Below are 14,979 nucleotides of genomic sequence, written 5' to 3' on the forward strand. Positions count from 1 at the left end.
TGAGAAGACGAGAAGACGAGAAGCCTGCCCCAGCGAAAGCTGGGGACGAGAAGCCTGTCCCAGCGAAAGCTGGGGACGAGAGAGGATATCTCAACGAAAGCGGAGGACGACCGCAGGGGAATCTGCGGGGCGGCACCAAGCCGATGCAAAGCAGCTGCACGCTCCCCTTGCCCCACCCTCTCGCAAGCCGCACCATCCCCCACGCCCTCCCAGCCTCGTCTTCTCGTCCTCTCGTCCTCTCGACATGCTTCGTCGCGATTTCCTTTCCGACGTGAGCCGCTACGCCTTCCTGTGCGCGGGGACGCCCACGCTGTGGCGGCTCTCGCATCGCCTCACGATTGGCAACGCGGCCGGGTCGCCGTTCTCGCTCGGGGTCGCGAGCGGCGACCCCACGCCTAACGCCTGCGTCATCTGGACGCGGCTGGCCCCCGATCCCTTTGCGCCGCTGGGCGGGATGGATGGCGGGCGTCCGGTGGTGAACTGGGAGGTTGCCGACGACGAGCAGTTCACCAGGGTCGTGCAACGCGGGCGTTACACGTGCGCGCCCGAGCTTGGCTACTCGCTGCACGTCGACGTGCAGGGACTCGCCCCCGATCGCTGGTACTTCTACCGCTTCACCACGTCGGGGGTGGAGAGCCCGGTCGGGCGCCTGCGCACCACCCCCCCGGATGGTGCCCAGCAGCCGCTCGATTTTGCCTTCATCTCCTGCCAGCACTACGAGCAGGGGCTGTATACGGCCTTCGAGCACATGGCCAACGAGCGCCTGGACCTGGTGGCGCACCTGGGTGACTACATCTACGAAACGGCCACGCGGGAGCAGGTGGTGCGCCCGCACCACGGGAAGGAGATCGTCTCGCTCGACGACTACCGCAATCGCTACGCGCAATACAAGCTCGACCCCGCGCTGCAGAAGGTGCATGCAATGTGCCCGTGGATCGTGACCTGGGACGATCACGAGGTCGACAACAACTATGCGGGGCTAAACGGGGAGAACGTCTTCGAGTCGGAGGAGCAGATGCACCTGCGGCGTGCGGCTGCGTACCAGGCGTGGTGGGAGCACCAGCCGGTGCGCGTGCCGCGCGCCAAGTCGTGGGCCGACCTCAACATCGCGCGCACCGGCAACTGGGGAGCGCTGGCGCGCTTCTGGGTCCTCGACACCCGGCAGTATCGCAGCGACCAGGCGTGCGGCGAGGGGAATCGCGTGGTGCCGTGCGGCGACTGGAGCGACCCCCGGCGCACGCTGATGGGAACGGACCAGGAGAAGTGGCTCTTCAACGGGCTGGGGACATCGCAGGCCAGGTGGCAGGTGCTGGCGCAGCAGGTGATGATGGGGCCGCTCGACTCACGGCCGGGCGCGGAGGTGCAGCTGTCGATGGACCAGTGGTCGGGCTACCCGGCGGCGCGCGAACGCCTGCTGGGGACACTCGCCGAGCGAGCGAAGGGGCGCGCCGTCGTCATCTCCGGGGACATTCACGCCAACTTCGTGAACGAGTTGCACGCGGGCTTCGATCGTCCGGGGAGGCCCGTGATCGCCGCGGAGTTCGTGGGGACGAGCATCTCGTCAGGCGGGGACGGCGACGAGACTTACCGCGGGTGGGACGCGATGCGCGCCGACAACCCGCACATCAAGTGGCACAACGCCCGGCGCGGCTATGTGCGCTGCCGCGTGACGCCTGACGAGTGGACGGCCGACTATCGCATTGTGCCGTACGTCTCCCGCCCCGGGGCGCCCGTCGAGACGGCGACCAGCTGGCGGGTGCAGCACGGGCGTCCGGGAATCGAGAAGGTGTGAGCGGGCGCTCGCGCGGCGGGCGCCGTCGCGACTGTCGCCCGCGCCCAGTCGAGCGGCGGCGGTTCGCGTAGATTTCTTCCCGTACGCGCCACGCGTGCGGGAGGCGCCCGCATCGCCGTCCTTCCAACGGGAGCTTGTCGTGTTGTCGGCTGTGTTGTCGGTTGTGCCGTCGGCTGTGTTGCAGGAGAAGTGCGCGCGAGTGCGTGCGTGGGTTTTGCCTGCCGGCGCACGCTTGCCGCGAGTCGTGCCAGCGCTCTCCGCGCTTTCCGCGCGCGCCGCGCTCGCATCACTCGCCGCGGTTGCGCTACTCGCCGGGTGCGGGAGCGATCCCGCCTCGCCCGCGCCGGAGGTCCCGCCGACCAACACGATCACTGCCGTCGAGGCGCTCCCCTCGATGATGGTGAGCACCACCAACCAGGTCCCCATCACCTCCCGCGAGCTGTACGTCACCGGGACCTATCGCATCATCGACACCGACAGCAAGGTCCTCAACGAAGGGGCGCTCGAGATCCGCGGACGCGGGAACACCACGTGGATCATGCCCAAGAAGCCGTATCGGCTCAAGCTGGGCGCCGGCGCCGCGCTCCTCGGCATGCCGTCGTCGAAGCACTGGGTGTTGCTCGCCAACTATTCCGACAAGACGCTCGCCCGCAACGACGTCACCTTCGAGTTCTCGCGCCTGGTGGGGTTGGAGTGGACGCCGCGTTCGCAGTACGTCGACCTCACCGTGAACGGCGAGTACCAGGGGGTCTACCAGCTCGTCGAGCACGTGCGCATTGCACCTGAGCGCGTGAACATTCCCGAGCTCAAGGTGAGTGACACGACGGCGTCGGCGGTGAGCGGTGGATACCTGATGGAAGTCGACGAGCGGCGCGGCGAGGACTTCTGCTTCAACTCGACGCGCACGACGATGATCTTCTGCCTCTCCAACCCCGAGACGCTGAACGATCCGGCCTGGGCCAGGCAGCGCGCGTACATCACCAACTACATCAAGCAGGTCGACGACGCGATCTTCAGCCCGCGGTTTGCCGACCCCCAAACGGGATATGCGGCATACATCGACGTCGAGTCGGCGATTGGCTACTACCTGGTCAACGAGCTGTTCAAGAACGTCGACGGCAACCTTCGGCTCAGCACGTACCTCTACAAGAAGCGCGACGGGAAGCTCTTCTTCGGGCCCGTGTGGGACTTCGACCTGGCCCTGGGCAACGTGACCTACGATGGCGCCGACCTCACCGAGGGCTGGCACACGCGCACCGCGGCGTGGTTCACTCGGCTCTTCCAGGATCCCGCCTTCGCCGCGCGGGTCAAGGCGCGATGGAACGAACTGCGCACCAACGGCACGCTCGACAAGGTGGACCAGCGCATCGCCGCCCGGCAGAAGTACCTGAGCAAGGTGCAGGCGCGCAACTTCGCGAAGTGGCCGATCCTCAACACCTGGGTCTGGCCCAATCGCGTGGTGACGGGGAGCTGGGACGGCGAGTACACCGCCATGGCCTACTGGCTCTTCGCGCGCCGCAAGTGGATGGAAGGGGCGTTCGGGAGCTGAACGCGCGCGTCGCTCAACGCGTCATCGATCACCGCCCTAACCGAGCAAAGTCGCGCTGCATCAACACGAAACGCAGGACGGTTCCGTCGGGGACGCGGTCGCTCACTTCGCGCACCGGGGCAAAGCCAAGGGCAGCGTAGAACGGGACGCCAGGGAGCGTGGCCATCAACTCGGCGCGCGTGAAGCCGGCGGCGCGCGCCGCGTCGAGGCAGGCATCGAGGAGAAACCGCCCCACGCCGCGTCGCGCCTGCTCCGGCGCGACGAAGAAGGCGCGTATCTTCGCCGGGTCGACGCCGGGTTGCAGCTGATCGCCGCCAGGGCTGGCTGGTCGCGAGACCGCGTCGTCGGCGGTGTCGACCGGGCGCTGGTCGCCCCCATACAACGTCCGCCGAAAGCTCCACCCGCCGCACCCCGCGAGCGCGCCATCGGCGTGGACCACGAAGTAGGTCCCATCGCGTACCAGTGCGGTGTCGATGCCAAAGACGTAGCGCACCGCCGCCTCGATCTCGGCCGGCGAGTAGTAGCCGACGCTCAACTCGCGCGCCGAGCGCTCGATGAGCGCGCTCAGCGCGGGGATGTCGTCAGGCGTGGCGGGGCGTAGGGTCAGTGGCATGCTTGGGCTCGGGCGCCTCCCAACTTGCACCGCGAAGGCGCCGCTGCGCCAACCACCACGGAAACTCCGGGCCAGCGCGCGCACCGGCGCACGCGCGCTCGCGAACGGCGCACCCGCGCCCGCGCGCCCGCAGCAGCCCAAGCCCCCTGCCGCCCCCGCGCGCCGCAGGCCAGCGCTCTCTACTTTCCTCCTTCGTGACTGCCTATCGCGGGCGCCTGGCGCCCACCCCAACCGGTGAAATGCACCTCGGCCACGCCCGGACCTTCCACGCCGCGTGGCGCCGCGCGATGGACGCCGATGGGGCGCTGGTGCTGCGCATCGAAGATCTCGATCCGCAACGCTGCCGCCCCGAGTACACGCGGCAGATGCTGGACGACTTCGCCTGGATGGGAATCACCTGGACCGAAGGGCCGTTCTACCAGTCTCAGCGGACGGAGCGCTACGTGGACGCGTGGCGGCACCTGCGCGACGCTGGCGTCATCTACCCCAGCACCGTGTCGCGCAAGGAAGTGCGCGACGCCGCGCTCGCCCCGCACGAGGACGAGGAAGGAGCGGAGCAGATCTTCCCGACAGAATGGCGCGCTCCACACGGCGCCGAGCGCGAGCATGATGCGCCGTTCGGCGTCGCGTGGCGCTTTCGTGTCCCCGATGGCGAGACCATTCGCTTCACCGACGAGCGCCGTGGCGACCAGTCGTTCGTTGCCGGCGTCGACTTCGGCGACTTCGTCCTCTGGCGCCGCGATGGCGTCCCCGCCTACGAGCTGGCCGTCGTCGCCGACGACGTGGCGATGGGGATCACCGAGGTGGTGCGTGGTGAGGACCTCCTCCTGTCGACGGCGCGCCAGTTGCTCATCTATCGGGCGTTAGGCGCCAAGCCCCCCGCCTGGTGCCACGAGCCGCTGGTGCGTGACGGCGAAGGGCGGCGCCTGGCCAAGCGGTATCGCGCACTCTCGCTGCGAACGCTGCGCGAGCGCGAGGTGTCGTGGGCCGCGCTGCGCGACGCGACGCCGGCGCAGGTGGACGCACTAGCGTCGCGGCACAGCGAGGTGCAACGCTGATGATGTCAGCGCCGACGGGTGTGGTGCTGGCGGCGATCGTCCTGGTGCTCGCGGTGGTGGCCTTGCTCCCGCGCGCCGAGGTGCGCCACCCGCTCGTGGTGCTCATTCGCGTTCTCGTTCCCTCGTGGCGCTTCTTCGACGGTCTGCAGGTCACGCCGGCAATCCGGGTGCGGGTGGCGCGTGCTGGCGAAGATTTCGGGGCGTGGGAGCCGATCCTCGCGCCGGCAGCGCGTCGTTGGTGGCACGTGGTGTGGAACCCCGAGGGGAACCTCGTCCTCGCGCAGCACGCACTCCTCGAGCGACTGCTCATGGACGTTGGCGAGTGGGAGGGCGACGCCGCGGCAGTCACCTCGTTGGTCTCGTACGACCTCGTCCTCGATCTCGTGACGTCGGCCATCGCGCGTGATGCGCGCTTTGCCGGCGCGGCGCGCTGCCAGTTCAAGCTCGTCGACCAGCAGCCTGGCGCGCCCGATGACCTCCTCATTTCGGACGAGCACGACGCATGATGTCGCTCACCGCGCCGGCCACGCTGCGATGGATGGCGCTTCTCGCGTCGCTCTCGGTGATGCAGGGGACGCTGGAGCTGCTGGCGTGGCGCCGTCACCTGGCCGATGACGGGACGTGGCGCTGGCGCACACTGTCGCGCGAACTGCGCTGGCTCTCACCGCTCCTCGCCTACCGCCCATTCCTCATGGTGCTCGCGGTGCGAGTGGGGTGCGCGCTCTTGCTGCTGGCGGGAGTGCACGGCGCCACGCTGCCGCTCCTCTGGATCACGTCGCTCCTGGCCAACATCCGCTTCCGCGGGAGCACCAACGGCGGGAGCGACATGATGCTGATGGTGGTGCTCTCAGCGCTCACCGTCGCGCACCTCGGCGCCTCGTCGCCGATCGTGGTGCAGGGCGCGCTGGTCTATGTCGCGGCCCAGTCGGTGATGTCGTACTTCATCGCCGGCGTGGTGAAGCTCATCGATGCGCCGTGGCGGCGCGGTGTCGCGCTCGCGTCATTCGTGGCCACGCCGCACTTCGGGACGCCAATCGCGCTGCGACAGCTCCTCTCGCGCCCCGCCGTCGCCTTCGCGGCGTCGTGGGCGGTGATCCTCTTCGAGTGTGCCTTCCCGCTGGCGCTCACCGGGGCGCGCGCGGCGGCGTTGTTCGTGGCGCTCGCCGCCTGCTTTCACCTGGGGAACGTGGCCGCGTTCGGCCTCAACCGCTTCCTCCTGGCCTGGGCGGCAAGCTGGCCCGCGGTGCTCCATACGGCGACACTCCTGCGGTAGGGCAGCCGGCGAGCGCCGCGTCAGGGGCGCCGTGCCACCAGCTCGATCTCGACCAGCGCGCCCAGCGGCAACCCGGCTACCGCCACCGTGGTGCGCGCCGGGTACGGCGCCGTGAATCGCGCCTGATACGCACGATTCATCTGCGGAAAGTTTGCCATGTCGGTGAGGTAGACGTTGCACTTGATCACGTCATCCATCGACAGCCCCGCATCTTCCACCACCGCCTGCAAGTTGTCGAAGGCGCGGTGCGTCTGCGCCTCCACGTCGCCCTCGATCAGCTTGCCGAGCGCGGGGTCGATCGGTGTCTGGCCCGAGCAGTAGAGCAGCTCGCCCGCCCAGACGGCGTGCGAGTAGGGACCAATGGCGGCTGGGCCGCGCGCACTTTCGACATGAGCTCGGGGCATGACGCGTTCAGTGGTTGGACGGTTGGGTGTCTGGGCGCGTAGCAGGCGCAACGCGCTGGGAGTCGGCGGCCGCGCGTGCCGCCGCGGCGCGCTCCGCCGCGCGCCGCTCGCGCGTGGCAATCACCTTGCTCAGGCGCTCGCGAGGGAGCGACCACTGCGGCGGCCGCCAGCCGCGCCGCTCCACGGGCGATGCGCCGCCCTTCCGTGGCCGCAGCGCATCGACAAACTCGGCGTAGCGCGACCCCGGGTTCCACAGCGACCAGCTCTTCGCGCCGGCGTCGTACACCGCCTGGATCTGCTGCCGCACCTCGGCGGCGCCGTACTGCGCCCCGCGAATGCTCATCGCCTCGAGCCACGGCATCACCTCGCCAACAGTGGCGCCGGCCGAGTCCTTCACGAAGCGCGTGCGCTCCATGGCATCGGTCGTCGCCAGCCGCACGACTTCGTATGGCTTCGCCAGCGGGCGCGGGAAGCCGTACAGCCCGGTCGAGTAGTGCGACGGATACACCATCGGGAGGACGACGTCGGCCGTGGCGATCACCGTTTCCCAGTGCTGGCCAATGTCCACGTCCCCTTCCAGGTGCGTCACCAGGCCAAAGACGTCGACTGTCACCGGCACCCGGTACTGTTGCAACTGCTCCTTGGAGTAGCGGATGAAGTTGCGGATGTTCTCGGCCCGCGAGACGCCGTTGCTCCCCGGATAGCGCATCACCTCGCGCATGCGCGACGTCACGTCGGGAAAGCGAACGTAGTCCCACTGCAGCTCGGAGAAGCCCATGTCCAGCGCCTCGCGCGCGATGGCCACGTTGTAGTCCCACACGCGGCGATCGTACGGGTTGACCCACGCGCCCCCCTTGTTGTCGCGCCACACGCTCCCGTTCGCGTGCCGGATGGCCAACTCCGGCTTCCGCTCCGCCAGCTGCCGATCCTTGAAGACGACGATGCGGGCGATGGGATAGATGCGGTGCGCCTGCAACGTGTCGATGAGCGCCGGCAGCCAGGTGGTGGCGGGGCGCGTGTCGGCGCCGATCTCGCGCGCCAGCGGGATGGCGGTGCTGTCGTAGGCCAGGTACGTGTCCGACTCCTTCACGTCGATCACGAAGGCGTTGACCTCGGTGGAATCGGCGATGGCAATGAGCTGCGCCATGCGCGAGCGCGAGCCGGCGGCCCATGCGTTCACGTACAGCGCGCGCACCGAGTCGGGGCGGGGGACGCGGTCGCCAAAGCGCGCCCGCCAGGCGGCGACGCTGTCGGCCGCGCGTTCGGCGGCACTCCGCGACCCTGCGGCGCCGCCAGCGTTAGGCGCCGATCCCTGCGCACCGGCGCGCGGCACCTCGCGCTCGCCGCAGCCGGCAGCTGCAGCAACGCCGGTCAACAGCGCCATCGACGCGGCGAGGAGCGCTCGACGCGTCACTTGGCCGGCGTGATGACGATGTTGCGGTACTCCACCGGGCCGTGATCGCCCTGCAGGAAGAGCGGGCCCGGCGCCCCTTCGTTGCTGTCGAGTGCACCGCCGGTGATCCCGGGGATGACCTGGTCGGCGATGATCGTCTTCCCGTTGAGCACGATGGTCACGCGGCGCCCAATGAGCGTGATGTCATACGACTGCCACGTATCCGGCCCGCGCGAGGCAAGCTCGTTGGGGATGAGGTGTCCGTACACCGCGCCGAGCCCGTCGATCTTCGGCTCGTCGCCCTGCGTGTCCTCCACCTGCACTTCATAGCGCCCGCGCAGGTAGATCCCGCTGTTGCTCCCCTTGGGGAAGCGGAACTCGACGTGGAGCTTGAAGTCGGTGAACGACCGATCGGTGACGAGGTCGGCGCCGGCCGCCTTGTTGCGCAGCACGCCGTTGGACACCTCCCACTGGTTGGTCCCCTCGCCGAGTGCCTTCCATCCGGTGAGGTCCTTCCCGTTGAGGAGCGTGACGGGGAGCGCCCACGACGGCGCGGTGGTGCGCACCAGTCGCGGGGCGCGCGCGCCGCGGAACGCCTGCTTTCGCCCGTTGGCGTAGGCGATCGTCCCGGCAATGGAGTCGCCGGTCAGCCGCCCGGTGACGCTGTTCTCCCCCTCGCTGTCGTCCCATTGCGGGGGAAGGGTGAAGGCAAAGCGCCCGTCCTTGAAGTCGATGCGGGCAATGGGGCGCGCGCTCCCCACCATGTTGACGAATGCGCCGATGAGCGTGCTGCGCCCCGAGTGGCGCACCTCCAGCCACGATGCCGTGTGGCGCCCCGGTGCGTCGACGACGATGTCCCATCGCCCGATCAGCGGCGACTCCGACTGGACCGGCGCGACGTGCGTTGCGGCTGGCGGAAGCGCGGCCGCCGCCATGTGGAGGTGGGCGGCGGCGAGGAGGGCGGTGAGGATCGGCATGCGCGAAGCGGTTCGAGGGATGCAGCGACGCCGAATGATACCCTCGATTGTCCAGCAGCGCCCCGTCTTTAAGAGCCGCGCCGCCCCGACTTGGATGACGTCGACTGCGGCTTGATCGCCGGCGCGCGCGGCGGCGCCAATGGCTTCGCCCCCTCCTTGTGCGGCGCGGCGCCGGGCACCGCCTTGCGCTTGGGCGAGAAATCGGGGATGTGGGACTTCTTCATCGTCGCTCCCTCCACCTCGGGGAATGGGACTCGTCAGGCACCCCGATAGTCTACAGCCCCTCGCACGCAAAGACAGCTCGCCTCGTGAGACGCCTCACGCCGGGCCGCCGCCGCGCCCCTCCGGCGCGCCGATAGCGCGCCCCTCCGGTGCGCCAACAGCGCGCCCCTCCGGCGTGTACACCTCGACCGACAACGAAAACGTCCGCTCATCGCCGGCGGCGAGCGCGCCCACTCCCATGACCTGTCGCGCCACCTCCTCGCCGCGCTCGTTGCGGATCGTCAGGAGCACGGAGTACTCCCACGCCTCGGCACCCACGCTGTTGCGCAACACCCCCTCCACCTTGAGTGGAGTGCTGGTGCGCAGCGCGCGCGCCGCTGCGCCGGAGTCGAAACGCAGGTGGTGCTGGCACTTGGGACAGCGGACGGCGCTCTCCAGGATCGTGGCACGACAGTGCGGGCAACTGCGCGTGCTCCCTGCCACGCTCTCGCGGACTGGGCTCACGGGACGATCAACCCCACCGGCGCCGCGGCGCGCACCTGCCGCAACGCCTCGCCCTTCCCGCCCCAGCCTGGATCATCGACGGCGTCCGGGTCACGCGTCACGAGGCGAGGTCGGTCTCCCGGGGAATGGTGCCAGCGGTCGACGGCTCGTTCCACCCGAACTCCACGCGCCCGCGCATGCGCGAACCGGCGGCCACGGTGAGCGAGTCGGCCTTGAGGTCGCCGATCAGGACGCCCGAGGCGAGAAGCTCCACGCGGGCGGCGTCGAGCACGTTCCCTTCCAGCTCTCCCGCGATCGTCACGGCGTTGGCGCGCACGCCGCCGTTGACCCGCGCCCCCGACTCGATGGTGAGGTTCCCTTCCACCGTCACGTCACCCTTGAAGCGCCCGGCAATGCGGATGTGCCCGCTCCCGTCGATCTTGCCTTCGATCGTGAGGTCGGAACCGATGACCGACTCGGAGCCTTCGCGTGTCGCGGTGCGTCGCGAGGCTTCGCGGCTGTAGGCCAGGTCACTCGGCGCGTCGAACTCGCGGCGCGGGGGCTCGGTCACCACGCCAAGGGTGGCGCCTTCCTTCTTGGGCGTCGTCTGTTCCTTCCAGAGTGCCACGGGTGAATCTCCTGTTTGGGTCCCCAACGATTGCGCGCGGGGACGCCCGTGGCGCTGTCAGCTGCGTCACCAAGCCCGGAACTGGCGAGCACGGCCTGCCGCACTCGTCAGGCAAGCTGGGCCGTGCCACTCGTCAGGCAGGCTCGTCAGGCAAGCTCGTCAGGCAAGCTCGTCAGGCAGACTTGTCAGGCAAGCTCGGCGTCGGACTCGCGCGCGCGCCGTTCGGTTTCGGCGTCGAGAATGGCGCGCAACTCCACCAGGAGCGGGTGGTGCGCCGTGTGGCGCCGGCCGTAGTCCAGGTTGAAGCGATAGTCGAAGTCGCGCGGGTTGGCGCCCTGCGTGTGCTGCAGGATCGTCTCGAGCTTGTCGAGTCCCTTGGCCAGGCGAGCCTCGGGGGTCAGCCCGGCTTCGTACTCGTCCCACAGCGCCACGATCTCGTCGCGCTGCCCCGGCGGGAGCGCCGCCGCCAGCGTTTCGAGGTCGCGGCGCTCGTCGGCCGACTTGCTCGCCCCGCGCCGCGCCTGTTCCGGCGCCGGTACGTCACCACCAATCGCCTCCCCAAGGTCGTGCACCACGCAGATGCGCAGCACCTTCCCGAAGTCGACCTCGGGAAAGCCCGGGCGCAGCACCATGGCCATGAGGCACAGCCGCCACGTGTGATCGGCGACGCTCTCCGGCTCACCAGCGGTTGTCCACCCGCTGCGGCGGCGCGTCTTGAGCGCCTCGGCGGCGCGCAGAAAGTCGAGGACCTGCAGGAGTTCGTCGTGCTGCATTGGCTGGAAGAGAAAACTCAGCGCACCAGCGCGCCGGCCACCGTGCGCGCCCCAGGCCAACCCCGGCCCTCCCGCGACAGCGCCTACGGTGTGGGCGCCGGCGCTTCGGCGCGCCACTGCGTGGCGAGTGTACGCGCCTGCGCCAGGAGTGCATCGAGGTCGCGTCGCCCAATGTAGCGCCCATCGACGATCACGGCGTCGAGCTGCTGCATCCGCGTGATGTCGTCGAGCGGGTTGCCGCGCACCAGCAGGATGTCGGCGAGCTTGCCCGGCTCCAGCGTTCCTAACGAGTCGCGCGCCGCAAGGAACTCTGCCGGACGGATGGTCGCGGCGCGCAGTGCGTCCAGCGGCGACAGCCCCGCCTGCACGAGGTACCCGAGTTCGTCGTGCAGGCTGAACCCCGCCAGTCGATTGGTCCCCGGCATGTCGCTCCCGGCGAGGAGCGGGACGCCGGCGCGATGCATGTCACCAGTCGTCTGAAAGGCCCAGCGAACGAAGGCGTAGTTGGCGAGCGTGTCTCCACTCGCCCAGTCCTTGCGCCGCCCCACCATGAAGGGGAGGCGATACGCCTCACGCGCCTCGCGCATGGTGGAGTCGTCCAGCATTCCGTTGATGTGGCGAATGGCGGCGAGCGTCGGTACCTGCCACGTGGCGTTGCGCTTGAGCCGCGCGAAGAGCTGCGCTGTCTTGGCCTCCGCGGAACTCGCGATGGCGCGCCGCTGCCGGTCGGCCAGCCGCCGCTCGGGGCTCCAGATGCCGACGCGTATCAGGAGCTGCCCCCACCACGTCTGCTCGTTGCGCGCCTCCTCGAGCAGCGTTGCCTCCTCCCCCGACGTCGCCTGCGCCATGCCTAACAAGTGCTCGGTGCTCGCCATCCCGGCATCGGAGATCTCGGAGAGCGGCATCCAGGGCGGTACGTGACCCGCGACCGGGAGCCCCTCGGCACGCGCCGCCGCCATCAAGGCGGGAAAGCGCACGGCCGGAAGCTCGAGGTACTTCACGAAGTCGGCGCCGTCGCGCTTGAGCGCGCGCACCGCACTGCGAATGTCGTCGTCGGTTGTGAGCGGGAAGGGGGCGCCGGGAACGACGCGAGCGGTCCCGCCAATCTTGTTCCCCGTCACCACCAGCCGAGGTCCGAGCCGCTGGCCGGCGGTGACCGCCGCCCGCCAGGAGCGCAACAGCTGCAAGTCCCCGGACATGTCCCGCACGCCGGTAACGCCGTTGGCGACAAAGAGCGGCAGCACGAAATCGGCGTTGCCGGCAATGGTCGATGGCCCCGACGCCCCCCGCGGGCGCATGGAGGTCGCCGAGAGGTGTGCATGCATGTCCCACAACCCTGGCGTGGCGTACAGTCCGCGCGCGTCGACGGTGCGCGCGCCGCGCGGGAGAGCGACCTTCCCGTCGGCGCCCATCGCCTGGATGCGTCCACCGGCAATCACCAACGTCTGCTTGGGGCGAACGACACCGGTGGCGACATCCACCACCTGCGCGTGCACGATCACGATCGTCTCGCGCGGCGGCGCGCTCCCCTGCGCAGCGAGATTGTACGCAACCAGGAGGCTCGCCGCGCCGAGCGTCGCGAGCCGAAGCGTCAGACGGGGGCGAGTCACGACAGCTGGGAGACGGAGCGCTGCGGCCGGTGATACGCGTATCGAGGCATGAGTCGATGAATCAACGAAGCAACGAAGCAACGGGAGAAGTGAACGAAAGGCGCGTGAATGCGACGTGAGCGTGCGAGTCCAACGGAATGCCACTTGCACCCTTACCATTGCATCCCCGCGGCCGCGAAGTGCACCCACCTGGCAGTCCGGGCGACCGCCGGCTTCCCTCTGAGGATTGTTCCATGCGCATGTACGTCACGCGCCTCTTCCTGTCGCTCCACAAATGGATCGGCATCGGGATCGGCGTCATCGTCTTCGTCTGGCTGGTGAGCGGGATGGTCATGATCCTCCCCTTCACCCCCATCGTCCCCAAGCGCACGGCGGAGATGGTCGACATGCGGCAGGCAACGGTGTCGCCAGCGGGTGCCATCGACCTGGTGCGCTCGCGCGAAGGCGACACGTCGGGGGTGCGCCGAGTCGTCTTTGTCGCGATCGGCCCCGACCCGTACTACAAGGTCGATGCAAAGGATGGAAAGTCGTTCCTCCTCAGCGCCGCCACCGGCGAGCGACTCGTCGTCACGCGCGACGTCGCCGAGCGCATTGCGCGCCGCGACTTCTCCGACAACGCGCGCATCAGGAGCGCCACGGAAATCTCGCGGCACTCGTTCGGCTATCCCGGCGGGGCACTCCCGGCCTGGCGCCTCGAGTTCGACGACGCGCGCGGCACCATCGCCTACGTCTCCAAGCGCGATGGCTCGGTAACGCATGTGAACGGGCGGTCGCGCATTCGCTCCTTCATCACGGGGCTTCACACCTTCGAGCAGATCGAGCTGGTTGGCGGCTCCGAGCGCCTCAAGAAGCTGTCGTTGCATCTCACGAGCCTGATCACGATCGTCCTCGTGCTGACCGGCTACTACGTCGTGCTCCCCCGGCGGTGGCGACGCCGGTGGGAGGTGGGGCGCCGCGATCGCACCAGGGCGACGGAGGCACCGCGCGCTTAGGCCACATCACTCGTGCTTCAGCAGCGGCGTCACGATGTCGGCAATACGCTCGGCAATGCGTCGGTTGGCGGCTTCGGTGACGTGCGCGGCGTGGTCGACGAAGATGGTCGCGGTGTCGGCGTCGAACAGCCCGTACAGGGGGAAGTAGCCGGTCCCGTTCCGGTCGGCCATCGCCGAGTCGATCGACGCGGTGCAGGGGACGAGGAACCGGTTGGTCTGCAGCGACTTCTCCCACGGCGTGAGCGCCTTGCGGGTGGTCTGGTGCGTGGGCTGCATGAAGCGCACGGTCTTGAAGCCCCAGCGCTCCCCCAGCGCCTCGGTGGAGATGGCGATATTGCGGTAGTAGCCCGCCAGCGGGCCGCAGATCTGCGCCGGCCCGCCGGTCACGTTGGGCTCTCGCTCGTTGAGCCCGAGCGCCGACTGAAGGCGCTGCACCACCTCCGCGTGGCGCCCTAGTCCCACGAGTTCGCCCCAGAAGTCTCGTGTCCCCAGGTCGATCTGCTGCTGTGTGGACTCCTCGCCATAGGTGTGACCCGGGGTGCCGAACTTCCAGGCGGTGGCGATGTCGTTATAGCCGTCGAGGAAGACGACGGCCGTCGGGACGCGCCCGTTAGCCAGCTCCACCAGGAGGGTCGTCGCCTCCTGCGTGGAGTTGAACGCCTGCTGGGCGAGGTTGACGACCTCCACGTCGGTGATCCCGCGTTCGCGCAGCGCCCCCGCCGTATAGGCCGGGATGCTGAACGAATCCCGGGCGGAGAACCCCCACATCGTCGACCCCCCCATCATGTACAACATCCGGCGCGGGGTGCCGGTGATGGGCGGCTGCGGGGTGAGCCGTCGTCCGAGCGAGTCGACGTGCACGTACTTGGCACTCACCGGCTTGGTCCAGAAGGCGCGGTAGGGGTCGAAGCGGTTCTTGCGTGCGGCCAGCCCGTCGGCCCCGGTAAACGGCCCCCACCAGTCGGTGCCGGCGTACGGATGCAGCGACGAGTCCTTGGCGACTGGTCCGCCGCGCATCGCCTGGCGCGCTCCGCGCACCCCCCGGTACCCGTATTCGAGGACGAGGAAGAGCAGCAGCGTGATCCCGATCATGAGCCAGGCGTCCCTGAGCAGGCCAACGACTCGACCGACTACTCCTCGGGGACCGCGCGACGGCGAAGTGCTCATCTGGCAACGAGTTGAAGAGAGGAGGACTCGAAAACACGTACCGCC

Annotated in this window: 16 protein-coding genes; 6 read left to right on the top strand and 10 right to left on the bottom strand. The window is 69.1% G+C overall.

Annotated elements, in window-relative coordinates:
- Positions 1-244 precede the first annotated feature (244 nt).
- Complete coding sequence (locus tag IT359_14490; protein ID MCC6930190.1) at positions 245-1,792, top strand: alkaline phosphatase D family protein; 1,548 nt, start codon at positions 245-247, stop codon at positions 1,790-1,792.
- 244 nt (positions 1,793-2,036) lie between these two features.
- Complete coding sequence (locus IT359_14495; GenBank protein MCC6930191.1) at positions 2,037-3,341, top strand: CotH kinase family protein; 1,305 nt, start codon at positions 2,037-2,039, stop codon at positions 3,339-3,341.
- Positions 3,342-3,369: 28 nt separating this feature from the next.
- Here IT359_14495 and IT359_14500 read toward each other — a convergent pair whose 3' ends face one another.
- Positions 3,370-3,954 (bottom strand): GNAT family N-acetyltransferase, encoded by a 585-nt coding sequence (locus tag IT359_14500; protein MCC6930192.1) that lies wholly within the window; start codon positions 3,952-3,954, stop codon positions 3,370-3,372.
- 194 nt (positions 3,955-4,148) lie between these two features.
- Here IT359_14500 and gluQRS point away from each other — a divergent pair, with 194 nt between their 5' ends.
- The 3 genes from gluQRS to IT359_14515 are packed head-to-tail and all read left to right on the top strand — an operon-like array spanning position 4,149 to position 6,285.
- Positions 4,149-5,012 carry a tRNA glutamyl-Q(34) synthetase GluQRS gene (gluQRS, locus tag IT359_14505; GenBank protein MCC6930193.1) on the top strand — a complete coding sequence of 288 codons (864 nt, stop codon included), beginning with the start codon at positions 4,149-4,151 and terminating at the stop codon, positions 5,010-5,012.
- Positions 5,012-5,518: a hypothetical protein gene (locus IT359_14510; GenBank protein ID MCC6930194.1), complete on the top strand. Its 507-nt coding sequence runs from the start codon at positions 5,012-5,014 to the stop codon at positions 5,516-5,518. The genes gluQRS and IT359_14510 overlap by 1 nt, the downstream gene beginning before the upstream one ends.
- Entirely contained in the window at positions 5,515-6,285 is a 771-nt protein-coding gene (locus tag IT359_14515) for a hypothetical protein (protein MCC6930195.1), read from the top strand. Before IT359_14510 ends, IT359_14515 begins: the two co-directional genes overlap by 4 nt.
- A 20-nt stretch (positions 6,286-6,305) precedes the next feature.
- Here the strand turns inward: IT359_14515 and IT359_14520 are convergent, their stop codons facing one another.
- The 8 genes from IT359_14520 to IT359_14555 all read right to left on the bottom strand — a co-directional run bounded on the left by IT359_14520 (position 6,306) and on the right by IT359_14555 (position 12,775).
- Entirely contained in the window at positions 6,306-6,689 is a 384-nt protein-coding gene (locus IT359_14520) for a RidA family protein (GenBank protein ID MCC6930196.1), read from the bottom strand.
- 7 nt (positions 6,690-6,696) lie between these two features.
- The gene (locus IT359_14525; protein ID MCC6930197.1) at positions 6,697-8,103 is read right to left on the bottom strand and encodes a putative glycoside hydrolase; all 1,407 of its coding nucleotides are present in this window, start codon (positions 8,101-8,103) and stop codon (positions 6,697-6,699) included.
- The gene (locus IT359_14530; protein MCC6930198.1) at positions 8,100-9,059 is read right to left on the bottom strand and encodes a DUF1080 domain-containing protein; all 960 of its coding nucleotides are present in this window, start codon (positions 9,057-9,059) and stop codon (positions 8,100-8,102) included. Before IT359_14530 ends, IT359_14525 begins: the two co-directional genes overlap by 4 nt.
- Positions 9,060-9,127: 68 nt before the next feature.
- Entirely contained in the window at positions 9,128-9,283 is a 156-nt protein-coding gene (locus tag IT359_14535; protein ID MCC6930199.1) for a hypothetical protein, read from the bottom strand.
- A 94-nt stretch (positions 9,284-9,377) separates the two neighbouring features.
- Positions 9,378-9,785, bottom strand: coding sequence for a hypothetical protein (locus IT359_14540; GenBank protein ID MCC6930200.1), 408 nt, complete (start codon positions 9,783-9,785; stop codon positions 9,378-9,380).
- 97 nt (positions 9,786-9,882) lie between these two features.
- Positions 9,883-10,392 carry a polymer-forming cytoskeletal protein gene (locus IT359_14545; protein ID MCC6930201.1) on the bottom strand — a complete coding sequence of 170 codons (510 nt, stop codon included), beginning with the start codon at positions 10,390-10,392 and terminating at the stop codon, positions 9,883-9,885.
- 185 nt (positions 10,393-10,577) lie between these two features.
- On the bottom strand, positions 10,578-11,165 hold the full coding sequence (locus IT359_14550) for an HD domain-containing protein (protein ID MCC6930202.1): 588 nt from the start codon (positions 11,163-11,165) through the stop codon (positions 10,578-10,580).
- An 83-nt stretch (positions 11,166-11,248) separates the two neighbouring features.
- Positions 11,249-12,775, bottom strand: a complete 1,527-nt coding sequence (locus tag IT359_14555; protein ID MCC6930203.1) for an amidohydrolase family protein — start codon at positions 12,773-12,775, stop codon at positions 11,249-11,251.
- A gap of 233 nt (positions 12,776-13,008) precedes the next feature.
- Between IT359_14555 and IT359_14560 the strand changes: the two genes are divergently transcribed.
- Positions 13,009-13,767 (top strand): PepSY domain-containing protein, encoded by a 759-nt coding sequence (locus tag IT359_14560; GenBank protein MCC6930204.1) that lies wholly within the window; start codon positions 13,009-13,011, stop codon positions 13,765-13,767.
- A gap of 6 nt (positions 13,768-13,773) precedes the next feature.
- Here IT359_14560 and IT359_14565 read toward each other — a convergent pair whose 3' ends face one another.
- Complete coding sequence (locus IT359_14565) at positions 13,774-14,859, bottom strand: hypothetical protein (protein MCC6930205.1); 1,086 nt, start codon at positions 14,857-14,859, stop codon at positions 13,774-13,776.
- Positions 14,860-14,979: the final 120 nt, after the last annotated feature.

The organism is Gemmatimonadaceae bacterium (assembly GCA_020852815.1).
Taxonomy (GTDB): domain Bacteria; phylum Gemmatimonadota; class Gemmatimonadetes; order Gemmatimonadales; family Gemmatimonadaceae; genus SCN-70-22.